Below are 24,982 nucleotides of genomic sequence, written 5' to 3'. Positions count from 1 at the left end.
GGGAGCACCACATGCTGAGTCGTCGTCAACTGCTCGTCGGCGCGGCCGTCGCCGGGGTGAGCGGCCTGGTCGACCGCACCTGCGACGTGATCGTCGTGGGAGGCGGCGCGGCAGGCCTGTCGGCCGCGCTGGGCGTGAAGAGGGCAGACCCGCGGGCGTCCGTGCTGGTGCTGGAGGCGCAGCCGTTGAACGGTGGCACGTCCATCCGGTCCGGCGGCTGGCTGTGGATCCCGAACAACGCGGACATGCGGGCCGCCGGGCTGGCCGACCCCCGCGACATGGCGCTGCGCTACATGGCACGGCTGGCCCATCCCGCTTCGTATGATCCGGACGCCCCGCTGCTCGGCCTGTCGCCTCGGCACCACGCGCAGCTCAGCGCGTACTACGACAACGGGTCCGACGTGCTGGACTGGTTCCGTTCCACCGGTGCGCTGCCGTGGGACGCTGTTCGCGGTGCCGGTCTACCGCTGACCAGCGATCCGCTGGGCCTGCACGGCGAGTTCGCGCCCGACTACCACCCCGAGCTGGTGGAGAACGTGCCTCGTCGCGGACGCAGCGTCGTCCCGAAGCGCTTCGACCCGACGCACCTGACCGAGGACCTGCAACTGGGCCTGCCCCACTCGGGCTCCGGTCTCGGCGGCGCGTACCTCGTCGCGTGGCTGACCCACGCCTGCGTGACCCGCGGCGTCCGGTTCCTGACCAACCACCGCGTGACTGACCTGGTGTTCTCCCGCGGGCGCGTCACCGGCGTGTCGCTGAACGGCACGGAGCTCTCGGCCCGCCGCGGCGTGATCTTCACGTCCGGCGGCTTCTCCAAGAACGCCGCGCGGGTGGCGGCCAACTTCGCCGGCTCGCGGTCGTTGACCGGCGGTGGGTGCGCGGTGACCAGCGCGCAGGGCGACCTGGTGCACATCGCCGAGCGGCACGGTTTCCAGCTGGAGAGCATGGATCGCGCGTGGTTCATCCAGAACCTGTACGAGCAGTACAAGATCGACCCGGACAGCCGCGTCGCACCGAACTACCTGTTCTTCCAGAACTACTGGTCGAACGGTGACTCGATGTTCATGGTGAACCGGCGCGGGGTGCGGGTGGTGAACGAGAAGACGAACTACCACGATCGCACCCAGGTCCACTTCGCGCCGGACAACCGGTTCCTGGTCAGCGTGTTCGACTCGCACACGCTCGCGCGGTTCGCCGGCATCGGTGGCCACGTCACGCCTCTGGTGAACACGTTCATCGGTCCAGCGTCCACTGTGGAGTCGCTGACCTCGAAGATCCTCGCTCGTTTCGCCACGGATCCGGCTACCGCGGCGTTCGGTCTGGCACCCTCGTTCGCCGCTTCGCTGGCCGCCACCTTGTCGCGGTTCAACGGGTTCGCCGTCAGCGGTCGGGATGTGGACTTCCACCGGGGTGAGCAGCCCATCGACCTGTGGTGGCACGCGTTCTGCCTGACGTTCCAAGGTGTCGACGCGGGCCCGGTGCGGAACTGCGTCAGCGCCAACTCCGACTACCCGAACCCGACCATGCGGCCGTTGCGGCCGCCCTACTACGCGGTGATCCTCAGTTCCGGGTTGCAGGACACCAACGGCGGGCCTGCGATCGACGCGTCCGGGCGGATCCTGGCCGATGATCGGCCTGTTCCCGGGTTGTACGGGGCCGGGAACTGCGTCGCTTCGCCTGCCGGGCACGGGTACTGGGGTGCGGGCGGGACGCTCGGGCCCGCCGTGGTGTTCGGGCACGTGGCCGGTCGCCACTGCGCGTCCCGGTCCTGAATGCTGGAGGCATGCGACCACGGCCCGGTGAGGTGCTGCACTTCTCGGAGGACCCGACGATCACGCGGTTCGTCCCGCACGTGGCGGCGACCGCGCAGCAGCCGGAGGCGTACGTCTGGGCGGTGGACCACGACCGGGCGCCGGACTACTGGTTCCCCCGCGACTGCCCGCGCGGCATGGCGTGGACCGCGGACGGCACCACGCGGGAGGACCGGGACAGGATCATCGGACCGGGTTGCGGAACCAGGGTCCACGCCGTCGAGTACGCCTGGCTCGACCGGATCGCGTCGGTGGAGCTCTACGCGTACCGCCTGCCGGCCACCGAGTTCGAGAGGTTCCAGAAGCACGCGATGGTGGCGACTGAGCCGGTGGCACCGCTGGGCCCGCCGGAGAGCGTCGGGAACCTGCTCGAGCTGCACGAAGAAGCGGGGATCGGTCTGCGGGTCCTGCCCAACCTGTGGGGCTTCTGGGACGCCGTGCGCAGCAGCACACTCGCGTTCAGCGGTATTCGGCTGCGCAACGCCAGGCCCCGGGAGTAGTTCCGGTCCACCGCCGGAACGCCCGGATGAACGTGGCCGCGTCGGTGTAACCGAGGCGCGACGACACCTGTTCCACCGTGCACCCCTTGACCAGCAACGAAAAGGCCGCCGCCCGCCGGGTCTCGGAGACGAGGGCGCGCAACGACGTGTGCTCCAGAGCGAGACGTCTGCGCAGGGTGCGGGCGGAGAGGTGCAGCCGGAGGGCGATGGCGTCGGCGTCTGTGACGCCTGAGGCCACCAGCGCGCGAACAGCGCCGGACAACGACGCGGGCACGCGTTGGGTGACCAGGGTGCGGCACGCCTGTTCGCACGCGGCCATGGTGACCGGATCTGCCTGGGGGAGCGGTTGTTCCAGCACGGAGGCGTCCGCGACGAGTGCGTTGTGGGGTGCGTCGAAGACCACCGGCACGCCCAGCATCGACGAGTACACCGGTGACGGCGGCAGGCGCAGTTCGACGCGCATCGAAGGGGATGCGCCGAGCAGTGAGCGCACCAGGCCGGCGATGGTCGCGATCTCGCGTTCCACCAGGAACGGCGCGTCGGACGACACCACCAGCGACACCTCGGACGCGGTGACGCCCATGCGGAGCGAGGTCAGCGCGTAGGTCAGTGGCAGGTAGCGAAGTCCCAGGTCGGACGCGTGCCGCAGGGTGGGGCTCGTCAGCAGCGCGAAGCCCCACACGCCGTAGGCGCGCAGGCCCATGCGCTGACCGACGGTGATGCCGAGGCCGGGTGCGTGGCCGACGGCGTCGACCAGGTTCCGGGCCACCCGGAGCTCCTGCGAGACGCAGATCTCGCTCTCCTGCAAGGAGATTCCGGCACCGTCCAGACACGTCGAGGCGGGAACTCCACGTGAGGCACCGACCGAGAGCATCGCGTGCACGCCCGCGAGGCCACGCCGGAACTGGCCGGAAACATCAACCTGTCGGCCGTTGAGGCACGAGGCGCACACGGCGGCTCTCCCTAGTCTCGGATCAAGGGGCGCCGGTGCCCGGACAACCCTCAACGATAGGGCAGCGAAGCGCTGGTACCGGCGGTATCACCCGGACGGCATGCGGTCGAAAGGAGCATTCGTGACTGTGCTGGTGACCGGAGGGAACCGGGGAATCGGGCGCGCCGTGGCGGAGGCGTTCCTCGCCGACGGCGCGTCGGTGGCCGTGACACATCGAGGTGGTCCGCTGCCGGACGGCGTGTTCGGCGTGAAGTGCGACGTGACGTCCAAGACGGAGGTCGACGCCGCGTTCGACGTCGTCGAGGCCGAGCTGGGGCCGATCGACGTGCTCGTCGCCAACGCGGGCATCACCGACAGCACGGTGATCACCCGCATGACCGAGGCGCAGTTCGTGTCCGTTGTGGACACCAACCTGACCGGTGCGTGGCGGTGTGCTCGCAGAGCGGCGAGCGGCATGGTGCGTCGTCGAACCGGGCGGATGATCTTCATCTCGTCGGTCGTCGGGATGTACGGCAGCGCCGGGCTCGCGAACTACGCGGCCAGCAAGGCCGGGCTGATCGGGCTCGCCCGGTCGCTGGCCAGGGAACTGGGCAGCCGAGGTGTGACGGCCAACGTCGTCGCGCCGGGGTACGTCAACACCGACATGACGGCCGCGTTGCCCGCGCAGTACGGCAAGCAGTACCGGGAGGCGATCCCGTTGCGGCGGTTCGCGCAACCCGAGGAGATCGCGTCAGCGGTGGTGTGGCTCGCCGGTGCGGACTACGTGACGGGCGCCGTCATCCCGGTCGACGGCGGGCTCGGGATGGGGCACTGATGGCCCGCGTGCTGCTCGTCGACGACGAGGACCTGGTCCGGAGAGGGGTCCGCACGGCGCTCGACGACACACCGGACCTCCTGGTCGTCGCCGAGGCGCGCACCCAGCACGAGGCCATCAGAAAGGCGGACGAACACCGCCCGGACGTCGTGCTCACCGCTGACATCGCCGGCCTGGACGTGTTCGACGCACCGGTGATCGTGCTGGCCGCGACCGACCGCGACGACCAACTGCACCGCGCGATCCGAAGCGGGGCAAGGGGTTTTGTGCTCAAGCGCGTGTCGCACGACGAGCTGGTGAGCGCGGTGCGGGCCGTCGCGCGCGGGCACGCGTTCATCTGCTCGGAGATGACCGCGCACCTGGTCGACCGGTTCGAGATCGTGCCGCCGGTCGACCCGGTGTCGCTGTGCCGGTTGAGCAGACGGGAGCTGGAGGTGCTCGCGTTCCTGGCGCGGGGGAGCAGCAACGACGAGATCGCGCGGGAGCTGTTCCTCACCTGCGCCACGGTGAAGTCGCACGTGTCCCACATCCTCACGAAGCTGCACCAGCCCAACCGCATGCACGCCGCGCTCTACGCGCAGCGGATGGGACTCGTCAGCCGGACCGGGTGAAGGCGAGCACGACGTTGTGGCCGCCGAAGCCGAACGAGTTGGAGATCGCGGCGCCGATGCGGGCCCGCCGCGGACTCGTCACGATCTCCAGCTTCACGTCCGGGTCCTGCTCGTCGAGGTTGCGCGTCGGCGGCACCACGCCGCCCTGCACGGCGAGCACCGTGAAGATCGCCTCGACCGCACCCGCACCGCCGATCAGGTGGCCGGTCACCGACTTCGTCGCGCTGACCAGCGGGTGCGGGCCGAGTGCGTCGAGTATCGCGGCCGCCTCCACCCGGTCGCCGACCGGCGTGCCGGGCGCGTGCGCGTTGACGTGCGCGATGTCGTACGCGCTCAGCCCGGCCGCGCGGATCGCCTGCTGCATCGCCTGGATCTGGCCTGCTGGCGACGGCGCGGTCATGTCGTGCGCGTCGGAGCTCATGCCGGTGCCCGCGAGCCGTGCGTACACCCTCGCCCCACGCGCCCGCGCGAACGGACCGCGTTCCAGCACCAGCGCCCCGGCGCCCTCGGCCATCACGAACCCGTCGCGCGAGGCCTCGAACGGACGTGACGCGCCCGCGGGATCGCTGTGCCGCTTGGAAAGCGCGCCCATCCGCGCGAACGCGGCGATCGACAGCTTGCCGAGGCACGCCTCGGTGCCGCCGGTGACCACGACGTCCGCCAGCCCGCGCCGCAGCAGCGCCGACCCCAGCGCGATCGCCTCGGCACCGGATGCGCAGGCGCTCGTCGGCGCGTGCGCACCGCCCCGCGCGCCGAGGTCCATGCTGACCACCGCGGCCGGGCCGTTCGGCATGAGCATCGTGACGGTGAACGGCGACACCCGGTCCGGACCGAGGTCGCGGCACCGGTCGTACTGCTCGACCAGCGTGGATCCGCCGCCGAGCCCGGTGCCGAAGACGACCGCGAGCCGCGCCGGTTCGACCTCCGGGGTGCCCGCATCGGCCCACGCCTGACGGGCGACCACGACGGCCAGCTGCTGGCAGCGGTCCATCCGGCGCTTCGCCACGCGGTCGAGCGATGGTTCGGAGAACAGCGGGGCGCCCAGCCGGACCGGCAGGTCGGCCGACCACGGTTCGTCCAGCACCCGCACGCCTGATGTGCCTGCGAGCAGCGCGGACCAGGTGGACGCGACGTCGCCACCCTGTGGGGTGGACATGCCGAGCCCGGTGACGACGACGTCTGAGTCGTCGTGTCCCGGCAGCGGCGGCAGCGATGGGTGGAGCAGTGAGAAGTCGACTGGCATGGTTCAAGAGCAGCACTCGGCGGACGCGGGCAACAGTCGTCGCGGGACTGATCCGGGAATCCGTCGCGCGACCGATTACACCCGTGAATCCCTTCCGTAGCTTCGAAATCCGCATCGGAAGGGGAGACGCAATGCTGGGAACAGAAGTGGCGAGCCTGGTGGACCTCTGCCGGCGGCAGGCCGAGGTCCGGCCGCACGAACGGGCGTTCGTCTTCCTCGACAGCGGGGTCGTCGAACAGGATTCGCTGACCTACCAACAACTCGACCGCCGCGCGCGCAGCATCGCCGTGTGGCTGCGGGAACGGGTGAGACCCGGCGCGCGAGTCCTGCTGTGCCATCCACCGGGCCTGGACTTCGTCACCGCGTTCCTCGGCTGCCTCTACGCCGACGTGGTCGCCGTCCCCGCGCCACCCGTGCGGCGGGCCAGCGGTGACGCCAGGCACACCAGGCTCCTCGGGATCGTCGACGACTGCGATCCCGACCTGATCCTGTCCACTGAGGACACCGTGCTGGACGTCGGCGCACTGGCGACCCAGAACCTGGACGACCGGTCGGACGAGTGGCGTCCGGCCAGCCCGAGCGGTGTCGCCTACCTCCAGTACACCTCAGGCACGACAGGCAAGCCGCGCGGTGTCGTGCTGACGCACCGCAACGTGCTGCGCAACCTGTCGCTGATCGTCAGCGCCGGATCGCGTCCGGACGAGCGCTACGAGCGGTCGACCACGGTGTGCTGGCTGCCGGTGTTCCACGACATGGGCCTGATCAGCGGTGTGCTGCAACCGTTGTTCCTCGGTCACGAGTCGGTGCTGATGTCGGCGCAGTCGTTCGCTCGCACCCCGGCGAACTGGCTGCGCGCGATCTCCCGCTACGGCGCCGAGATCGTCGCCGCGCCGAGCCTCGGCTACGACCTGTGCCTGCGCCGCGTCACCGACGAGCAGCGCGACGACCTCGACCTGAGCCGCTGGCGGATCGCCGCGATCAGCGACGAACCGCTGCGGGCCCGCACGATCGACGCGTTCGCCCGCCGGTTCCGGCCGTGCGGGTTCCGCCGCGAGGCGTTCTTCCCCTGCTACGGCATGGCCGAGTCGACCGTCCTGATCAGCGGTGGACCGGTCGAGGGTGAGCCGGTGGTCGCGGAGTTCGACGCGACCGCGCTGGAACGCGGGCTCGTGCGGGAAGCGCGTCCCGGCAAGCAGCTCGTCGCGTGCGGTGACCCGGACCCGTCGCTGCGGGTCGTGATCACCAGGCCGGGCACGGACGTGCCGTGCGAACCGGACGAGGTCGGCGAGGTGCTGGTGTCCGGACCCAGCATCGGCGAGGGCTACTGGGCCGACCCGGAGGGCACCAGGACGACGTTCGGCGCGACCGTGCTCGGCCACGGCGACCGCCGGTTCCTGCGCACCGGCAACCTCGGTTTCCTGTGGCGGGGCCAGCTCTTCGTCACCTGCCGCGTCACCGACCTGCTGGAGGTCGACGGCCGCCAGCTCTACCCCTACGACGTCGAGGCCACGGCCGAGGCCGCGCACCCGGCCGTCAAGGCCGCGTGCGCCGTCGCGGGCACCGTGCTCGTCGAGATCGACCGGCGCTCCCGCACCACGCCGCCCGACGAGATCAGGAACGCGGTGCGCGCCGCGGTGTGGGCCGAGCACGACTGGAACGTGCCCACCGTCGTGCTGCTCTCACCGGGCGCGTTGCCCTACACGACCAGCGGCAAGCTGCGCCGCGCGGACTGCCGCTCACTGCACCCCGGAGGCTACTGATGAGCACCAGAACGCGGCTCCACACGCTGCTCGACCTGTGCGACCCTGAGGACGGCAGGCGGGCGTTCGCCTTCTTCGCCGACGGCCGCACCGAATGGGACGCGGTCACCGTGTCCGAAGTGGACAAACGGGCGCGTGCGATCGCCGTGGTGCTCGCCGACGTCGCGTCACCGGGCACGCGGGCGCTGCTGTGCTTCGAACCGGGACTCGACTTCCACGCGGCGTTCCTCGGCTGTCTCTACGCGGGCATCATCGCCGTGCCGGTCGCGCCGCTCGACGGTACCCGCACGAGCCTCAAGGTGGGCCGGATCGAGTCGGTGGTGGCGAGCTGCGACCCGGAACTGCTGCTGTCCAACGGGATGACGTTCGCGAAATGCCTGCCGATCATCGAGGAGACGCCGCCGCTCGCCGCGCTCGTGCGGGTGGCCGTCGACGAGGTCGACCCGAGCCACGCGACCAGGTGGCGCAGGCCGGACATCAAGCCGGAGACCGTCGCGTACCTGCAGTACTCGTCCGGATCGACCGGCGAACCCAAGGGCGTCGCGCTGACGCACGACAACGTGCTGCACAACCTGGCGCTGATCCACGAGAACCTGCGCCGTCCGTCCGACGGGGACGGCCTGCCGCGCCCGCCGAGCGTGTCGTGGTTGCCGTCGCACTACAACATGGGGCTCATCGGCGGCGTGCTCGACCCGCTCTACTCGGGGCGCACCGCCCACCTGTTCCCCGCCGCGGTGTTCGTGCGCAGCCCGCTCAGCTGGCTGCGGATGATCTCCCAGCTCGGCAGGGCGGACAGCTGCGCGCCGAACTTCGCGCTCGACCTGTGCGCGCGGCGGGTGTCCGACGCCCAGCTGACCGGGCTCGACCTGAGCGGCTGGGAGGTCGCGCTGATCGGCGGCGAACCCGTGCGCGCGGCGACGCTCGACCGCTTCTGCGAGGTGTTCGGCCGGGCCGGTTTCCGTCGCGAGGCACTGGTTCCCGGCTACGGCCTCGCCGAGTCGACGGTCATGGTCACCTGCGCGCCCGTCGGCGAAGGCCCGGCCGTGCTGCGCGTCGACCCCGGCGAGCTGGCGCGCGGCCGCGCGGTGCCGGTCGAACCGCCGGGCGGACGGAGGCTGGTGAGCAGCGGGCCGTTGCCGGAGTCGGTGGTGATCGCCGGCGCCGCGGAGGGCGAGGTCGGCGAGATCCTGGTGTCCGGCCCGTCCGTCGGCCTCGGCTACTGGGAGCGCGACGATCCGGCGTTCCACGCGGGCGTGCTGCGCACCGGTGACCTCGGCTTCGCGTTCGACGGCGAGCTGTTCGTCACCGGCCGCGCCAAGGAGGTGATCATCGTCGCGGGCGCCAACCACCACCCGCACGACCTGGAGGCCACGGCCGAGGCGGCGCACCTGGCCATCCGGCCGCTCGGCTGTTGCGTGCTGGGCATCGACGACGGCACGGAGGAACGCGTGGTCGTGCTCGCCGAGGTCATGCCGGACGCACCCGCCGAGGAGGTCGAGATGGCCGTGCGACGGGCCGTGCACACCGGCCACGGCGTGCGCGTGCACGAAGTCGTCCAACTCCCGCCGGGCACGCTCCCGCTCACCGCGAGCGGAAAGCTGCAACGCCAGGCATGCCGTGCGACGTACCTCGGAGTGGGCCAAAGGCCCTAATACCCGGGACCTATGCCTGGTTCGTCGGCCTCGTCAGATTCGTACGGTCTAGCGCGGGGAACCGTCGAGGAGGCAGTTGGCGATGGACTACATCCAGGTCACGCTCGCGGACAAGATGTCCGAGCAGACCAGGGAATACGCGTCCGCCAGGATCGGAGAGCTGGACCGGTACGCGCCGGCTCCGGTGGACTTCGCCTGGATCGGTCTGACGACCGCGAGCGGACCGACCAAGTCCGTCATGGCCCACGCGCGCCTGGACCTGAAGTGGGTCGAGGTTCAGGCGTACGCGGAGGCGGGCACCAGCACCGAGGTGATCGACCTGCTCCGGGAGCGACTGCGGCGCCAGCTCGTGATGATGCACAACTAGAAGTCGATGAGGTCAGTTCCAGTGCGCGGGGTGCTCGAGTGACGCGGGCAGGGTGGTCGCCCGATCGCCCCGAGCTGAGTCGAGCTGCGCCTGGATCAGGAAGATCGTCTCGCTGAGGTCCGCTCCCGACAGGTCCGCTCCCCGCAGGTCGGCGCCGATGACGTCGGCCAGCCGCAGGTCCGCTCCCCGCAGGTTCGCCCCGATGAGGTACGCCCCGCGCAGGTTCGCGCGCCGCAGGTCGGCGTTGCGGAAGTCCTTCCCGATCAGGTCGGCTCCCCGCAGGTCCCGCTTCTTCTTCCCCGCGCGCACCCGGTTGCTCACCCTGGTCAGCAGCTCGTTGACCTGTGAGCGCAACACCGGGACGTCGACCTTCGCCAGCGCGGCCGGATCACCCATCGTGATCCGGTCGATCTCCTCGTACGCCGACTCGACGTCCGCGTCGGGGGAGAGGCCGATCGCCTCGTCGAGGTACCGGAGCAGCTCGTGCAGGTTCCGCATCACCGGGAACACGTCGAACATGCCGGGCTGCGCGCGCCAGTCCGCGCCGCCGAACGTCACCTGCACGACCTTCTGACCCGCGCCGAAGCAGTCGTACACCGTGCAGCCGGTGAAACCCTTCTGCCGCAACGAGGTGTGCACCGTGCAGCGGAAGTCGCCGCCGAGGTTGGGGCACGGGGTCCTGGCCGGCTTGTCGATCGCGAAGTCCGACGACTTGGCGAACGCGGGGATGACGCAGCACAGGCCCGCGCACCGCGAGCAGTCCGCGCGCAGCTCCTGGCGGGTCGGCATCGATACAGGCTACTTGAACCCCGTGCGAGCCGGGCGCGTAGTCCATGACGTGCGCGTGCTGCTGATCCTCCTGTCTGTGCTGCTGGTCGGCTGCGGCTCCGCGGCCCCTGCGGCCGACCAGCTGAAGTTCGACGCCAAGACGCTCACCGGCGAGGACTTCTCGGGAGCGAGCCTGGCTGGCAAGCCGGTCGCGTTGTGGTTCTGGGCGCCGTGGTGCCCGAGCTGCCGCGCCGAGGCGGAGACCGTCGCCGCGGTCGCGCGCGACCACACCGACGTCACGTTCGTCGGTGTCGCGTCGCGGGACAAGATCGAGCCGATGAAGCAGTTCGTCGCCGAGCGCGGCATGGACGGGTTCTCGCACATCGCGGACCTCGACGGCGCCGTGTGGAAGCGCTTCGGCGTCACCGCGCAGCCCGCGTTCGCGTTCATCTCCGCCAAGGGCAAGGTCGACGTGATCATCGGCGCGCCCCTCGCCGACGACCTCGACCGCAGGCTCGACGCACTCGCGAAGGGCGAGCCGCAGCCCGGTCTGGGGTAGGTCCCGGTCGTAGGCTGGCCGGATGACGGAGAAGCCGCTGACCGACCGCGTCGTCGAGAGCTTCGCGGGTGACGACCGGCTGTCCGAGATCATGCGCGGCCTCGTGCGGCATCTGCACGACTTCGCCCGCGACGTCCGGCTCAGCCAGGCCGAGTGGGACGCCGCGATCACGTTCCTCACCCGCGTCGGGCACTTCACCGACGACCGGCGCCAGGAGTTCATCCTGCTCTCGGACGTGCTCGGGCTGTCGATGCTCACGGTCGGCATCAACGCCCCCGCGGACCCGGACGCGACCGAGTCGACGGTGTTCGGGCCGTTCTTCGTCGCCGACTCACCCGAGGTGCCGCTCGGCGGTGACATCACCGGTGGTGCGAAGGGCACGCCGTGCTGGGTGAGCGGGACGGTCCGGTCGACGTCCGGCGAGCCGATCGAGGGTGCGCGGATCGACGTGTGGGAGGCCGATGACGACGGGCTCTACGACGTGCAGCGCTCGTCCGGTGTCGCCGGCCGGGGTTGGCTGCGGTCAGGCGCTCGAGGCGAGTACCGCTTCTGGTCGGTGCGGCCGTCGCCCTACCCGATCCCGATCGACGGCCCGGTCGGCGACCTGCTGACCGCGGCCGGCCGCGGGCCGATGCGGCCCGCGCACATCCACTTCAAGGTCGAAGCCCCTGGTCACCGCACGCTCATCACGCACGTTTTCGCAGCTGGCGACCCCTATCTGGCCGAGGACGCCGTGTTCGGGGTGCGGGACAGCCTGGTCGCGGAGTTCGCCGAGGAGGAGCCGGGTACCGCTCCGGACGGCCGTGCGGGACCGTGGGTGAGCCTGGAGTTCGACCTCGTGCTGCAGGCGGAATAGTTGACGTGTCCACCAAGTTAATAGATGATAGTTCAACTACTTGAGGGAGCTGTCATGACTGTGGACGTCAGGCGGGCGGACGACCGCTTCAAGACCAAGATCTCGTGGCTCGACTCGAAGCACTCGTTCTCGTTCGGCGGGCACTGGGACGACGCCAACACCCACCACGGCGTGCTGCTGGTGAACAACGACGACGCCGTGAAGCCGGGCAGCGGGTTCGAGACGCATCCCCACCAGGACATGGAGATCGTGACCTGGGTGCTGAACGGCTCGCTGGTGCACCAGGACTCCACCGGTCACTCCGGCGTGATCTACCCCGGACTCGCGCAGCGGATGAGCGCGGGCACCGGCATCCTGCACTCCGAGAAGAACGACTCGTGGCGCCTCCGGGGTGACACGCACACCGACCCCGTTCACTTCGTGCAGATGTGGGTCGTGCCGGACGAGCCGGGCATCACGCCGGGCTACGAGCAGCTGGAGATCGACGACGAGCTGCTCAAGGGCGGGCTCGTGCCGGTGGCGTCCGGAATGGACGGTCACGAGTCGGCGATCCGCATCAAGAACCGTTACGCCGCACTGCACGCGTCGCGCATGCAGCCGGGCATGAGCGTGGAACTGCCGGAAGCGCCGTTCCTGCACCTGTTCGTGGCACGCGGTGAGGTGTCGCTCGAAGGCGCCGGTGTGCTGAAGGAGGGCGACGCCGTGCGGTTCACCGCCACCGGTGGGCAGCGCGTCACCGCCACCTCGCCCGCCGAGATCCTCGTCTGGGAGATGCACGCGACCATCTCCTAGACCAGCGCGGCCCTCGTTCCCCGCAACGCCAGCGCTCCCCGCGTCGCCATGACGAGCCGGGTGGCGCTGGCGACGCCCGCGATGACCGCCGGAATGACGGCGATGGTGGTCGTCGTCGCGAGCAGCGTGGTGAGCACCGCGATCGCGGTGAGGTCGACGATGATCGCCGTATATGCGGTGACGGACAGGACCGTGACGACCGACCTGATCCGCACCCGGAGCGGCCCGCTGGTCGCCACCACGGAGAACACGGCACAGGGTGCCGCTACCAGCACGAGTGCGAGCAGCAGCCCGCCGACGATCCGGGTGAACTCGGGGAGCTCGGCGGTGAGCGCGATGGCCGTGACCCACAGGCCGCCGATCAGCGGGCCGGTCGTCATGAACGCCAGGCCGTAGCGGTGCGCCTGTGCCGTCGCCGCGACGGGCGCGTACTCGTCGGCGATCGCTTCCGGTGCGCCGAACTCCTCGATTGCCGCTCGTTGCGAGTCTACTTCGGACAGTCCGGTCGAGCGGTGGTGCTCGACGGCGTCCTCCAGCCCGCCCGCGATCTCCGCGACCAGCGCGGCGCGGCCGGTGCGGGGGAGTCGCGCGGCCAGCTCGTCGAGATAGCGCGTGATCAGGTCGCCGGGCACGGCTTGCCCTCCAGCAGTGCGACGACGGCCGTGGAGAACTCGCGCCACGACGAGCGCTCGTCGTTGAGCTGGCGCTTGCCCGCCGCGGTGAGCTCGTAGGTCCTGCGCTGCCGCCCGGTGTCGTCCGACCACGTCCCGCGCACGAGCCCGGCCTGTTCCAGCCGGTGCAGCGCCGGGTAGATCGTGCCCTTCGGCAGGTCGAACCGGCCACCGCTGCCGGTGCGCAACGCCTCGATCACCCCGTAGCCGTGCCGCGGCCCGCCGGCGAGCACCGCCAGCAGCAACGCGTCGAGATGCCCCTTCAACCGCTCCGCCCTCATGGGTAGCAACCCTACCCTTCCGGCGACTTCCGAGCTACCGTTTGAAGGGTAGTAATGCTACCCATAGGTGGGGATGATGATCGAGATTTCCGAGCTCGTCGTCGACCGGGACGGGACACGGGTCCTGGACGACGTGACGGCCGTGGTGCGCAAGGGGAGCGTCACCGGGCTGCTCGGCCCGAGCGGGTCGGGCAAGACGACGCTGCTGCGCGCGATCGTGGGAGTGCAGCGCATCACCGGCGGCTCGGTGCGGGTGGCTGGCCTGCCCGCCGGGCATCCCGAGCTGCGGGCGTTGATCGGCTACCAGACGCAGGCGCCGTCGGTGTACGCCGACCTGACCGTGGCCGAGAACCTGCGCTACTTCGCGTCGATCGCCCGGTGCGACCGGCGGCGGGTGGCGGCGGTGCTGGAGGACGTGCGGATGTCCGAGCTCGCCGGGCAGCTGGTGTCGCGGCTGTCCGGTGGTCAGCGCGCGCGGGTGTCGCTCGCGACCGCGATGATCGCCCGACCGCCGCTGCTCGTGCTGGACGAGCCGACAGTCGGGCTGGATCCGTTGCTGCGCAGGGATCTCTGGCGCACGTTCCACCGGCTGGCCGCCGAGGGGACGACGTTGCTGGTGTCGAGTCACGTGATGGACGAGGCACGGCGGTGCACGGATCTGTTGCTGCTGCGGGAAGGCGGGCTGCTCGCGGCGTGCACCCCCGCGGAGCTCGGTGACGATCTCGAGGACGCGTTCTGCCGTCTGGTGGAAGGGGTGCCGGCATGATCGCGACGGCGTTGCGCGTGGCGAACCAGCTGCGCCGTGATCCGGGCACGCTCGCACTGCTGCTGGTGGTGCCCGCGGTGCTGATGACGTTGTTCCGCTACCTGTTCTCCGAATTCTTGTTCACCCTGGTCGGGCCGTCGATGCTCGGGGTGTTCCCGTTCATCGTCATGTTCGCCGTGACCGCGGTGACGATGCTGCGCGAACGCACCGCGGGCACGCTGGAGCGGTTGCTGGCCATGCCGATGCGCAAGGTCGACCTGCTGCTGGGCTACGCGCTGACGTTCGGCGTGATCGCGACCGTGCAGTCGGGCGTGCTGATCGCGTGGTCGGTGTTCCTCGGGCTCGACGCGCCGAGCGGGCTGCTGGTGCTCGTCGCGGTGCTCGACGGCGTGCTGGGCATGGCGTTGGGGCTCTTCGTGTCCGTGTTCGCGCGGACGGAATTCCAGGTGGGGCAGATGATGCCCGCGTTCGTGCTGCCGCAACTGCTGCTGTCCGGCGTGTTCGGGCCGCGCGAGGAGATGGCCGACGTGCTGCGCTGGATCTCCGACGCGCTGCCGATGACGTACGCGGTCGACGCGAGCAGCAGGCTCGTGCGCGACGAGGGCCTGAGCGGTGAGGTGGTGCGCGACCTGGTGGTTCTCGGCGGCGCGACGCTGCTGGCACTGGTTTTGGGCGCGGCGACGTTGAGGCGGCAGACGCGATAACCCGCCGACCGACGGGTTACGGGGTGCGCGCGGACGTGGCCAGGATCGAGGTCATGCGAATCCTGATCGCTTGCCTCACCTCGGCGCTCGCGTTGAGCGGCGCCGCCCCGGCCGTCGCGTCACCGGATCCCTGCCCGCCCGTGATCAAGGGCAGCGCTCCCAAGCTGCATCCCGAAGGCGTCACCTACGACCCGATCCGCGACCGCTTCCTGGTGGGGTCGGTCGTGCACGGCACGGTGTCCGTGGTCCAGCCCGACGGCTCGGCCCGGACGCTCGTCGACGAGCCAGCCCTGATCACGACCATGGGCCTGGCCGTCGACGTCCGGCGTGGCCGCCTGCTCGTGGTGAACGGCGACGTCGGCATCAGCAAGAAGTCCACGCCGGAGACCATCGGCAAGATCGCCGGTCTCGGCGTCTACGACCTGCGCACCGGCCGCCGCATCGCCTACCACGACCTCGGCGCGCTGGACCCGTCCCGCAAGCACTTCGGCAACGACGTGGCGATCGCACCGGACGGCACCGCCTACGTCACCGACTCCCACAGCGGCACGATCTACCGCGTCCCGCTGCGCGGCAAGGCGACCATCGCGTTCCGCGACGACCGCCTGCTGCCCGTCGGCGCGGGCAACGGCGCCAATGGCATCGTTCGCCTGCCCACCGGGCAGTTCCTGATCGCGCACTCGTCCGGCCGGGCGTTGTACAAGCTGTCCGGGTCGGTGCTGACGCAGGTCACCGCCGCCGCGCCGGTCGGTGCCCCCGACGGTCTGCTGCTGCGCGGCGGTGCCCTGCTGGCCATCGACAACACGCGCGCCAACCGCGTGATCACGCTGCGCTCGCCGGACAACTGGAAGACCGCGTCCGTGACCGCGTCGGTGGCGTGGCCGGAGCCCGCGCCGACCACCATGGCGCACAGCCGCTGCGGGGTATACGTGCTGAGCGGCCGTTTGGATCAATTGAATCCCGGAACCGACGAGTTCTGGTTGCGCCGGTTGTAGTTGTCTATGGTGTCCGCCATGGTGCGACAGCGGCGTTTGACCTCGCCCGTCGTCGGGCTCAGCGTGCTGCTCGTCCTGTCGGTCATCGGCTGGATAGTCGGTGACCAGGTCATCGACCGTCTCCGCGCGACCCGCTGCACGTCCCCCGCGACGGTAGTCATCACGGCCGCCCCGGAGGTGGCCCCGGCGCTCTCGGACGTCGCGGCCACCCAGGACACCTCGGCGGACTGCTACCGCGTCGAGGTGCGCGCCGAGACGGCCAAGCAGACCATGGACCGCCTGGCCGACCAGAACTCCCAGGACCGTCCCGCGGTGTGGGTGCCGGAGTCGACGATGTGGCTCCGGCAGGCCCGCGACTCGGGCGCGTGGCGCGTGCCCGAGTCCGGTACCTCGATCGCCCAGTCACCCGTGGTGCTGGCGGTCAAGGATCCGGCCAAGGGCAAGACGTGGCGCGACCTGATCGGCCCCGGTGCCAAGGCGGTGGCCGGAATCGCCGATCCGGCGAAGGACCCGGCCTCCCTCTCCGCCCTGCTGGCCGTGCGCGGCTTCGCTTCGGGCGAGAAGGACCCGGCCGCGGCCACCGTCGCCGCGCTGCGTCCCGTGTCGGGCAACCCGGCCGAGCAGGCCGCGGAGCTGTTCACCCGGCCACTGGACGTGTTCCCCACGTCCGAGCAGGCGCTGGAACGGCACAACTCCACCCCCGGCGCGACCCGGCTGACCGCCGTCGCGGCCGAGACCCCCGTGCCGCCGTTGGACTTCCCGTACGTCGTGCTGCCCGACGCCGGCGAGGCGCAGCGGCGCGGGGCCGAGCGGTTCCTCGCTTCCTTGCGCTCGGGCGGGTCGTTCAACAAGTTCGGCCTGCGCGCGCCCGACGACAAGGCGGTTGTGCTGGACCAGAACGTCGTGGACGAGTCGTTGCGCACCTGGGCCGGGCTGACCCTGTCCGCGCGGGTGCTCGCTTTGATGGACGTGTCCGGGTCGATGAACCAGATCGTGCCGCGGACCGGCACCACCCGGATGGCACTCGCCGTGGCCGCCGCCGAGCGCGGCGTGGGGTTGTTCAAGCCCGCCACGCAGCTCGGGCTGTGGAAGTTCTCCACCAACCTCGACGGCGACAAGGACTACAAGGAGATCCTGCCCGTCGCGTCCATCAAGGACCACCTGGCCGGTGGCGCTCTTCAGCAGGTGAGTGCCATCCGTGCCACCGCTGCGGGTGCTACCGGTATGTACGACAGCACGCTCGCCGCCTATCGCGAGGCGCGGCAGAAGTGGGAGCTCGGGAAGATCAATATCGTCGTCATCATGACCGATGGGCGCAACGAGGACCCCAAGTCCATCACGCAGCCGCAGTTGCTCGACGAACTGGGGAAGTTGCAGGACAAGCGGCGGCCGTTGCCTGTGATCGCTATCGGGATGGGGCCCGATGTTGATGTCGACGAGTTGACGAAGATCGCTGACGCTACCGGTGGGCGGGCGTTCACCACCGCCGATCCCGCTGGGATCAGTGACATCTTCGCTCAGGCGTTGAGCACCATGTTGTGTCAGCCGCCTGTTTGTCGTCCACAGTAGAGCTGGGGTTGGGTTTCGTGGTGGGGTGGGGAGAGGTTCGCGGATCACCAGAGGTGGCCATATTTTCAGGTCGGGGTCAAGACAAAAAGACGTCTTGACCCCGACCTGAAAATATGGCAAGGCTTCGCCTGATCCGCGAACCTCTCCCCACCCCTGCCCTCCGGGAAAGTTTGGTCTGGTCGTTCGGCTGCCGGTTTGTGCTCGGGGGCCGCGCCCGGTGGGCAGTGCGGGGGTTGGGAGTGCGGCGGCCGCTCTTTCTTTTGGTATCTGCCGGTTTCGCTGGGCTCTCTTGGTGCCTGCCGGTTGGGGCGGTGCTCCCTTGGTACCTGTGGGTTTGGCGGGGGCTTGCTTGGTGTCCACCGGTGTGGGTGGTGCTCGCTTGGTTCGTGCCGGTCGGGCTGGCGCTCGCTGCGCATCAGCCGGTTGGTGTGTGGCCCGCCGTCGTTTCCGCCAGGTACGTGGTGGGTCGCCTGGTGTGTTGGCTTCGCCTTGCTCGCGGGGTGTCCGCCGCGCCGCAGAAAGTGCAGGCTGTCGCACCCCGGTTTCGCGGCTGGCGCGTCTGCGGCGCCGGGAATTGTCGGTGCTGGCTGCGAGCACGGAATCGGGGGGGTCTCGCGTGCGGGGACGCCCGCGTGAACGCGGGCTGTGGCCGCGAGCGGCGGCCCGGCAGGGCCGAGGTGTGTGGCATGGGGCGGAAAGTGGGCCCGGCCGCAGGTGGGCAGGTTGGTGGGCCCGGCGGCAGCCGAAGCCGTACCCCGGAGCCCCGCATCAGGCCCCGTGGGCCACACCCCAAGCTCGAGCCAGGCATGCCCAAGCTCGAGCAGCAGGGGCTAGTAGGGGTCGTAGGGGCTGTCGTGCCCGAACAGCCGCGCCACGGGCCGCAGTCGCAACCGCAGCAGCACCTTGATCCACACGTTGCGCAGGAACCAGGGCATCTCGGCCAGCACGCGCCTCCGGTCGGCCCAAGTGGGTGCGGCCAAACGGAAGCGGGCCATGGAGCCTGCTCGGTCCACGTAAACGAAGCGGTTGCCGCACAACACCTTCACCAGAATGCCGCTGGTGACCCCGATGGACGAGAAAGCGTCGTGCACGAGGATCTCGCCGTTGGGCACCAGGAACTCGGACCACCGCATGTCGTCGGTGTAGGTCCAGTAGTCGTGCTTGCCGTCGATGTAGAGCAGGTCAATGCGCTGGTCCCAGCGTCGCCGCAGCTTGGTGCTGTACTCGGCCTGCAGGGAAACCACGTCGCCCAGACCGGCCCTGGCCACGTGCTTCTCGAAGCGGTCGCGGGTGGGGGTTCCGCCGAACAGTTTGCCCTCGACGAACGGGTCGACTGCCACTACCGTCGCGCCGACGGAACGGGCCGCTATTCCCAGCACCGTGGTCGATCGGCCCTGGTGGCTGCCGATCTCGACGATTCGCGCGCCTGGGCCCAGCCGCAGTGCGGCCTGCCACAGCGCGGTCGCCTGGTCGACGGTCAACCAGCCCGGTACCTGGTCGCCCAGTTCCCACGCTTGTTCGAAACCAACCGATGTCATTGCCACCTGCCTGAGTGCGCCCCAGAGAGATCGTGGAGGCCCCAAGATAGCGACACTCGCCTTTCGGCACTACCCAGTGGTAACTTCCCGCGCCATCAAGACCCTGCACCGGAATCCGACGACGTGGGTGCTGATCGCACTCACCGTGCTGTCGTTCGCGCAGCGCTTCGGGCGCGCGACGTTCGACACGAAACTGGACCTCGCGGTCAACCCGCTGGGGTTTCTTGACCGTGCCCTGCACCTGTGGAATCCGATGGCCACGGCCGGGGAGCTGCAGAACCAGGCGTACGGCTACTTCTTCCCGATGGGGCCGTTCTTCGCGATCGGCCAGCTGTTCGGGTTGCCCGCGTGGGTCACGCAACGGCTGTGGTGCGCGTTGCTGTTGTGCCTGGCGTTCTACGGGGTGCTGAGGCTGTCGCGTGCGCTGGGCATCGGCACCGAACCCACGCGGTACGTCGGAGCGCTCGCGTACGCGCTGGCGCCGCGGGTGTTGACCGAGGTCGGGCCGCTGAGTGCCGAGATGCTGCCGGCGGTGATGTTGCCGTGGGTGTTGCTGCCGCTCGTGAGCGCGGACCGCATCGGGTCGCCGCGCCGGGCCGCCGCGTTGTCGGCGCTGGCCGTGTTGTGCATGGGCGGTGTGAACGGCGCGATGGTCGTCATGGCGCTGGTGCTGCCGGGTATCTGGCTGCTCACTCGCAAGTGGAACCGCGAGCACCTGAAGCTGGTGCTGTGGTGGTGCGGGTGCGTCATCGCGTGCGCGTTGTGGTGGATTCTGCCGTTGCTGCTGCTCGGCCGGTACAGCCTGCCGTTCCTCGACTACATCGAGTCGGCGTCGAACACCACCGCGCCGATGTCGCTGTTCCAGGTGTTGCGCGGCACGAACCAGTGGGTCGCGTACGTGCTCCAGGGCGAGCCGTGGTGGCCGAACGGGTTCGTGCTCGTCGACAACCCCGTGCTGATGGCGGGCACGGCGCTGGTCGCGTTGATCGGTGTCGTCGGGCTCGCGCGGCTCGGGCTGCCCGAGCGGCGGTTCCTCGTGCTGGGCACGCTGGTCGGGCTCACGCTCCTGACCGTCGGCTACGTCGGGTCGCTCGACTCGCCGCTCGCCGAGATCGTCCGCGACCTGCTCGACGGGCCGCTCGCTCCACTGCGGAACGTCCACAAGTTCGAACCCGTGCTGCGGCTGTGCCTGGTGCTGGGGTTCATCCACGGGCTGCACCTCAGCCGTCCGCACGGCCTGCGCGCGGCGCCCGAGCACTGGCGACGGCGCGGGCGGGTGGCGTTCGCGCTGGTGCTCATCGCGGTGATCGCGGCACCCGCGTGGCTGCTGACGCTGCGGCCCGGCCTCGGCTGGTCGGACGTGCCGGACCACTGGCGCGAAGCGACGTCCTGGCTGGCCGAACAGGACAGTCGGGCGCGCACGCTCCTGTTGCCCTCCACCGGGTTCGGCCAGTACACGTGGGGCCGGACCGTGGACGAGCCCATGCAGTCGCTCGCCGAGGCGCCGTGGGCGGTGCGCAACCAGGTGCCGCTCGGCTCCGAGGGCAACACGCGGTTCATGGACGCGGTCAACGACGCGTTGGCGGACGGCAGGGGCTCGGCGGGGCTCGCGGACTTCCTCGCCCGGTCCGGGTACCGGTTCCTGTTGATGCGCAACGACGTCGACCGCGCGGCGACCGAGTCGACGCCGCTGGCCGTGCTGCGCCAGGGACTGCTCGGGTCGCCCGGCATCGAACGCGTCGCCGAGTTCGGGCCCGAGGTCCGGCTGCGCGACCAGAAGCTCACCAGCTCGGTCGACTTGTCCGTCAGCGGCAAGTCGCTGGAGGTCTACGAGGTCAAGCGCACGGTCCCGGTCGTGAGCGCGGTCAACACGGCCGACGTGCCGATCGTCAGCGGTGGCCCCGAGTCCCTGCTCCCGTTGCTGTCGCAGGGACTCCTGCGCGCCGACCAACCGACCGTGCTCGGCGGTGACGCCCGCGAGGAGCAGGAGAACCTGCTCGTCACCGACGGGCTGCGCCGCCGCGAGCGCAACGTCGGGCGGGTCGGCGACAACCTCAGCCAGACCATGTCCGCCGGCGAGGCCAGCAGGCAGGGCCGCGTCGCGCTGGACGTCTCACCGTTCCAGGACGTCGCCCAGCAGACCGTCGCCGAGTACCGCGGCATCCGCGAGGTGCGCGCGTCCACGTCGACCGCCTACGCGGACGCGGTCGGCACGATCGACCCGGCCAACTCGCCGTTCGCGGCCGTCGACGGCGACGGCGGGTCGGCGTGGCACTCGTCGAGCTTCACCGGGCCGGTGGGGCAGTGGCTGGAGATCCAGCTCGACACCCCGCGCGCGGTCAGCGAGGTCAGCATCGACCTGCTCGACGACCTGCGCGTCGGGTGGACGATCAACAAGATCCAGATCACCACCGACGTCGGCGAGAGCGAGCACGCCGTGCCGTCCGGTGGCGGCGCGAAGAAGTACACCGTGCCCGGCGGGCTCACCAGCAAGGTGCGGGTGACCGTGCTCGGCGTCGCGGCCGACCGGCAGGACGGCAACGTCGGCATCAAGGAGCTGACCGTCCCCGGCCTGACCGCCCAGCGAGCGCTGCGCGTGCCGCACGACCACGCCTCGCCGAAGCCGTCGTTCTCGTTCACGCGCGGCAGCCAGGCGCGGCCCGCCTGCTACCGGGCGGGCGACACGGTGCACTGCGACGCCGGGCTCGCCCGGCTCGGCGAGGAGACCAACGGCCTGACCCGGCTGTTCCGCACGTCCGTCGACGGCAAGTTCGCGGTCGACGCCACGGTCGTCCCGGCCGCCGGTGGCCGCAACCCGCTGACGCCCAACGGTTTCACGGTCACCGGCACGACCTCGCTCGCCGGTGACGTCGCCGCGGGCGCGTTGTCCGCTGTGGACGGTGACCCCGGCACCTCGTGGGTCCCGGACGTCACGGACCTGCGCCCGTCGCTGAGCCTGAGCTGGAAGGGCGCCCGCACGCTGTCGGAGTTCCGCGTCGAGTCACGACCCGACGCGCGGCGCCCGGTCGAGATGGAGGTGCGCACGACCGCGGGCAACGAGGTGGTGCGCGTCAACAAGGAAGGCCTGGTCAAGTTCAACCCGGTCAGCACGGACAAGCTGGAGCTGGTGATCCGCGAGGTCGCGGGCCCCGGCGTCGGGCCTGCCGAGATCGGCGAGCTGCGGGTGCCGGTGCTGGACGACGTGCTGCAGAAGGTCCCGCCCACGACGCAGTTCACCGTGCCGTGCGGCAAGGGTCCGGTGATCGAGGTCGACGGCAAGAAGATCACCAGCTCGGTGACCGGCACGCTCGGCGACGTCGTCGGCAACCGGCCGCTCAAGGCGACGCTGTGCGACGACGACCTCGCCACCGCGCTCGAGCTCCCCGCGGGCGACCACGTGCTCACGACCACGCGCTCGGAGTCGTTCGTCGTGCAGGACGTGTCGGTGCAGCATCTCGACAGCAAGAAACCGGTCGCGACACATCGCGATATATCGGTGACGACGTGGGAAAGCACCGAACGTGAAGTGACAGTCGGCGCCGGCGCGCGCGCATTGCTCGTCGTGCCGGAGAACGTCAACGACGGCTGGCAGGCCACCCTCGACGGAACCGTGCTCGAGAAGACGCGCGTCGACGGCTGGCAGCAGGCGTGGGTCCTGCCCGAGGGCGGGGGCGGCGTGGTGAAGCTCGACTTCACGCCGGACACCCAGTACCGAGCCGCGCTGCTGATCGGCGTGCTGTTCGTGTTCGGCGTCGGCGTGCTCGCGGTCGTCCCGTCGCGCAGGCGGGTCGCGTTCGTGACGCCGTCCGCCGGCCGGTGGCTCGTGTTCGCCATGATCCTGCTGCTCGGCGTGCTCGGCGGGATGCTGCCGATCGTCGCGCTCATCGCGTGCCTGCTGGCCCGCGAGCTGTGGCCGCCCGCGCCGAAGGTGATCGCGTTGAGCGGCGTCGCGCTCGGTGGCGGTGTCGCGGTGCTGGGCAGGATCCTCGGCAACGGGCAGGACTGGGCCTACATCCCGCTGGTGCAGGCCGCGCTGCTGATCGCCGTCGCGGCGGTCGTGGCGGCCGCGTTCAAACCGTTCGCCTCCCGAGCAACGTGACGAGCGCCTTCTTGTCCACCTTCCCGTTGTGGTTCAACGGGATCTCGTCGACGACGAGGCAGCGGCGCGGGATCTTGTAGGGCTCGATCCCGCGCCGCAACCCGTCGACCACGCTCTCGGCGGTGACTTCCCCGACCACGAAGAGCACCGCCTCGTGGTCGTCGCGCGGCGGGACGACCGCCGCTTGCCGCACGCCGTCGACACCGTGTGCCGCGGCCTCGATCTCGGTCGCGCTGACCCGGAAGCCGCGCTCCTTGTAGACGTCGTCGCGACGGCCCTCGACGTACAGGTAGCCGTCGGAGTCCTTCCAGCCGAAGTCACCGGTGCGCAGCACGCCAGGCCGGGGGAACCGCTCGCGGGTCAGCTCCGGCCGGCGCCAGTACCCGGCCATCACGTTGCGCCCGTGCACCACGAACTCGCCGACGTGGCCGGGCGGCAGCGGCACGCCGCTCTCGTCGACCACCACGACCTGCGTGCCGGGCAACGGGATCCCGCACGAGCCCGGCCTGCGCAGGTCCTCGTCGGCCGGCATGATCGACACCCGCTTGCACTCGGTCAGCCCGTACATCAGCTGCACCCTGAGCCCCGGAATCGCCTGCCTGAGCATTGTCAGGGTCTCCTGCGGCATGGCCGCGCCGGTGTTGGTGAGCAGCCGCAGCGAGGGAACAGCCGAGGTGCGGCGGCGCGAGAGCAGCCACGCCAGCGCCTCGGCGAGCGCGGGCAACGCGGGCAGCACGGTCGCGCCCGACCGCTCCAGGCTGCGCAGCAACGCCGGCCCGGTGTCGCTCGACGAGCCCAGCCACACGTGCGAACCACCGAGCGCGCCCAGGAACAGCTGGTACAGCCCGTAGTCGAAGGCGAGCGACAGCGGCACGTAGACGACGTCGTCCATGCGGTAGCGCAGCCGGGCGTTGATCGCGCGGGCCGCGAACACGGTCTGCTCGTGCGTGCTCACCACGGCTTTGGGCCGCGACGTGCTGCCGGAGGTGTAGATCAACGACACCAGGTCGCCCGGTTCCGGTGCGGGGACCGGTGCGAGCCGTTCGTGCGTTGCCGCCGCGGCCACCTCCTCGGTGGTGGCGACGCGAATGCCGCGCCGCACGGCGAGATCCGCCTGGTCGTCGGTGACCAGCAGGCTCGGCTCGGCGTCGTCCAGCACGTGCTCCAGCGCGGCACCGGTGACCTGCTCGTGCACCACGCAGAACACCGCGCCCGCACGGGAGGCGGCGTAGATCAGCGCGGGGTTCGGCCGGGTGATCACGACACGCCCGCCGCGCGGGACGCCGATGCGGCGCAGCCAGACCGCGAGCCGGTAGCTCGCGTCGTGCAGGCCGCCGTAGGAGAACTGCTCGTCGTCGAGCGTGATGGCGGGCAGGCCGGGCGTGTGCGTCGCCCGGTCGTCCAGCACGTGGTGCAGCAGCTCGGTGGTCATGCGAGGTTCTTGGTGACGTAGTCGGTGATCGTCCCGACCGTGTGGAAGACGCAGTCGTTGAGCTCGTCCGGGTCGACCCGCACGCCCATCCGGTCCTCCAGCTGCACCAGCAGCTCGATGATGGACGTCGAGTCGAACGCCAGGTCGTCGAACAGCCGGGCGTGGTCGGGGATGTCGGGCAGCTCGCGTCGCAGCACGGTCGCGATCGCCTCGCGCACCGAGATGGCCGGGTCCATGGTTCT

The 24,982-nt window shown here is 70.4% G+C and carries 23 protein-coding genes; 15 read left to right on the top strand and 8 right to left on the bottom strand.

Going from position 1 to position 24,982, the window contains the following annotated elements:
- Positions 1-11: 11 nt before the first annotated feature.
- Together FKR81_RS01680 and FKR81_RS01675 are read left to right on the top strand one after the other, a co-directional pair.
- Entirely contained in the window at positions 12-1,772 is a 1,761-nt protein-coding gene (locus tag FKR81_RS01680) for an FAD-dependent oxidoreductase (protein ID WP_146349077.1), read from the top strand.
- A gap of 11 nt (positions 1,773-1,783) precedes the next feature.
- On the top strand, positions 1,784-2,311 hold the full coding sequence (locus FKR81_RS01675) for a DUF6886 family protein (RefSeq protein WP_146349076.1): 528 nt from the start codon (positions 1,784-1,786) through the stop codon (positions 2,309-2,311).
- Here FKR81_RS01675 and FKR81_RS01670 read toward each other — a convergent pair.
- Positions 2,271-3,263 carry an AraC family transcriptional regulator gene (locus FKR81_RS01670; protein ID WP_146349075.1) on the bottom strand — a complete coding sequence of 331 codons (993 nt, stop codon included), beginning with the start codon at positions 3,261-3,263 and terminating at the stop codon, positions 2,271-2,273. The two genes, FKR81_RS01675 and FKR81_RS01670, sit on opposite strands and share 41 nt — an antisense overlap.
- Positions 3,264-3,384: 121 nt before the next feature.
- On the opposite strand from FKR81_RS01670, the gene FKR81_RS01665 reads away from it, so the two are divergent.
- Positions 3,385-4,077, top strand: a complete 693-nt coding sequence (locus FKR81_RS01665) for an SDR family oxidoreductase (protein ID WP_328593117.1) — start codon at positions 3,385-3,387, stop codon at positions 4,075-4,077.
- Complete coding sequence (locus FKR81_RS01660) at positions 4,077-4,688, top strand: LuxR C-terminal-related transcriptional regulator (protein ID WP_146349073.1); 612 nt, start codon at positions 4,077-4,079, stop codon at positions 4,686-4,688. The genes FKR81_RS01665 and FKR81_RS01660 overlap by 1 nt, the downstream gene beginning before the upstream one ends.
- On the opposite strand, the gene FKR81_RS01655 is transcribed toward FKR81_RS01660, so the two are convergent.
- Complete coding sequence (locus FKR81_RS01655; RefSeq protein WP_146349072.1) at positions 4,672-5,931, bottom strand: beta-ketoacyl-[acyl-carrier-protein] synthase family protein; 1,260 nt, start codon at positions 5,929-5,931, stop codon at positions 4,672-4,674. The two genes, FKR81_RS01660 and FKR81_RS01655, sit on opposite strands and share 17 nt — an antisense overlap.
- Before the next feature lie 131 nt (positions 5,932-6,062).
- Here FKR81_RS01655 and FKR81_RS01650 point away from each other — a divergent pair, with 131 nt between their 5' ends.
- From FKR81_RS01650 to FKR81_RS01640, 3 genes are all read left to right on the top strand, one after another.
- Positions 6,063-7,691, top strand: a complete 1,629-nt coding sequence (locus FKR81_RS01650) for a fatty acyl-AMP ligase (RefSeq protein ID WP_186762692.1) — start codon at positions 6,063-6,065, stop codon at positions 7,689-7,691.
- The gene (locus FKR81_RS01645; RefSeq protein ID WP_146349070.1) at positions 7,691-9,343 is read left to right on the top strand and encodes a fatty acyl-AMP ligase; all 1,653 of its coding nucleotides are present in this window, start codon (positions 7,691-7,693) and stop codon (positions 9,341-9,343) included. The genes FKR81_RS01650 and FKR81_RS01645 overlap by 1 nt, the downstream gene beginning before the upstream one ends.
- 82 nt (positions 9,344-9,425) lie before the next feature.
- Positions 9,426-9,710, top strand: coding sequence for a hypothetical protein (locus tag FKR81_RS01640; RefSeq protein ID WP_146349069.1), 285 nt, complete (start codon positions 9,426-9,428; stop codon positions 9,708-9,710).
- A 12-nt stretch (positions 9,711-9,722) separates the two neighbouring features.
- Here the strand turns inward: FKR81_RS01640 and FKR81_RS01635 are convergent, their stop codons facing one another.
- On the bottom strand, positions 9,723-10,499 hold the full coding sequence (locus tag FKR81_RS01635; RefSeq protein WP_146349068.1) for a pentapeptide repeat-containing protein: 777 nt from the start codon (positions 10,497-10,499) through the stop codon (positions 9,723-9,725).
- Positions 10,500-10,554: 55 nt separating this feature from the next.
- On the opposite strand from FKR81_RS01635, the gene FKR81_RS01630 reads away from it, so the two are divergent.
- The 3 genes from FKR81_RS01630 to FKR81_RS01620 are packed head-to-tail and all read left to right on the top strand — an operon-like array spanning position 10,555 to position 12,685.
- Positions 10,555-11,037 (top strand): redoxin domain-containing protein, encoded by a 483-nt coding sequence (locus FKR81_RS01630; RefSeq protein WP_222598132.1) that lies wholly within the window; start codon positions 10,555-10,557, stop codon positions 11,035-11,037.
- 22 nt (positions 11,038-11,059) lie between these two features.
- Entirely contained in the window at positions 11,060-11,893 is an 834-nt protein-coding gene (locus FKR81_RS01625) for a dioxygenase family protein (protein ID WP_146349066.1), read from the top strand.
- 54 nt (positions 11,894-11,947) lie between these two features.
- Positions 11,948-12,685 carry a pirin family protein gene (locus FKR81_RS01620; protein WP_146349065.1) on the top strand — a complete coding sequence of 246 codons (738 nt, stop codon included), beginning with the start codon at positions 11,948-11,950 and terminating at the stop codon, positions 12,683-12,685.
- Here the strand turns inward: FKR81_RS01620 and FKR81_RS01615 are convergent.
- Positions 12,682-13,317 carry a permease prefix domain 1-containing protein gene (locus FKR81_RS01615; protein ID WP_146349064.1) on the bottom strand — a complete coding sequence of 212 codons (636 nt, stop codon included), beginning with the start codon at positions 13,315-13,317 and terminating at the stop codon, positions 12,682-12,684. The two genes, FKR81_RS01620 and FKR81_RS01615, sit on opposite strands and share 4 nt — an antisense overlap.
- Positions 13,302-13,637, bottom strand: coding sequence for a PadR family transcriptional regulator (locus tag FKR81_RS01610; protein WP_146349063.1), 336 nt, complete (start codon positions 13,635-13,637; stop codon positions 13,302-13,304). Before FKR81_RS01610 ends, FKR81_RS01615 begins: the two co-directional genes overlap by 16 nt.
- A gap of 76 nt (positions 13,638-13,713) precedes the next feature.
- On the opposite strand from FKR81_RS01610, the gene FKR81_RS01605 reads away from it, so the two are divergent.
- The 4 genes from FKR81_RS01605 to FKR81_RS01590 are packed head-to-tail and all read left to right on the top strand — an operon-like array spanning position 13,714 to position 17,671.
- Positions 13,714-14,403 (top strand): ABC transporter ATP-binding protein, encoded by a 690-nt coding sequence (locus FKR81_RS01605; protein WP_235921192.1) that lies wholly within the window; start codon positions 13,714-13,716, stop codon positions 14,401-14,403.
- Positions 14,400-15,107, top strand: coding sequence for an ABC transporter permease (locus FKR81_RS01600; RefSeq protein ID WP_146349061.1), 708 nt, complete (start codon positions 14,400-14,402; stop codon positions 15,105-15,107). The genes FKR81_RS01605 and FKR81_RS01600 overlap by 4 nt, the downstream gene beginning before the upstream one ends.
- A 53-nt stretch (positions 15,108-15,160) precedes the next feature.
- Positions 15,161-16,102 carry an SMP-30/gluconolactonase/LRE family protein gene (locus FKR81_RS01595; protein WP_146349060.1) on the top strand — a complete coding sequence of 314 codons (942 nt, stop codon included), beginning with the start codon at positions 15,161-15,163 and terminating at the stop codon, positions 16,100-16,102.
- A gap of 18 nt (positions 16,103-16,120) precedes the next feature.
- Positions 16,121-17,671 (top strand): substrate-binding and VWA domain-containing protein, encoded by a 1,551-nt coding sequence (locus FKR81_RS01590; protein ID WP_235921191.1) that lies wholly within the window; start codon positions 16,121-16,123, stop codon positions 17,669-17,671.
- A gap of 830 nt (positions 17,672-18,501) precedes the next feature.
- Here FKR81_RS01590 and FKR81_RS01585 read toward each other — a convergent pair.
- The gene (locus FKR81_RS01585; RefSeq protein ID WP_146349058.1) at positions 18,502-19,209 is read right to left on the bottom strand and encodes a class I SAM-dependent methyltransferase; all 708 of its coding nucleotides are present in this window, start codon (positions 19,207-19,209) and stop codon (positions 18,502-18,504) included.
- Positions 19,210-19,336: 127 nt separating this feature from the next.
- Between FKR81_RS01585 and FKR81_RS01580 the strand changes: the two genes are divergently transcribed.
- Positions 19,337-23,308 carry an alpha-(1->3)-arabinofuranosyltransferase gene (locus FKR81_RS01580; protein ID WP_235921190.1) on the top strand — a complete coding sequence of 1,324 codons (3,972 nt, stop codon included), beginning with the start codon at positions 19,337-19,339 and terminating at the stop codon, positions 23,306-23,308.
- Here the strand turns inward: FKR81_RS01580 and FKR81_RS01575 are convergent.
- Together FKR81_RS01575 and FKR81_RS01570 are read right to left on the bottom strand one after the other, a co-directional pair.
- Entirely contained in the window at positions 23,280-24,740 is a 1,461-nt protein-coding gene (locus FKR81_RS01575; protein ID WP_146349056.1) for a class I adenylate-forming enzyme family protein, read from the bottom strand. The genes FKR81_RS01580 and FKR81_RS01575 overlap by 29 nt on opposite strands.
- A complete protein-coding gene (locus tag FKR81_RS01570; protein WP_146349055.1) occupies positions 24,737-24,976 on the bottom strand; it encodes an acyl carrier protein in 240 nt (79 codons plus the stop codon). The genes FKR81_RS01575 and FKR81_RS01570 overlap by 4 nt, the downstream gene beginning before the upstream one ends.
- Between the last annotated feature and the right edge of the window lie 6 nt (positions 24,977-24,982).

This window comes from Lentzea tibetensis (assembly GCF_007845675.1).
Classification (GTDB): Bacteria; Actinomycetota; Actinomycetes; order Mycobacteriales; family Pseudonocardiaceae; genus Lentzea; species Lentzea tibetensis.
This window is presented reverse-complemented; position numbering and strand designations above follow the sequence as displayed.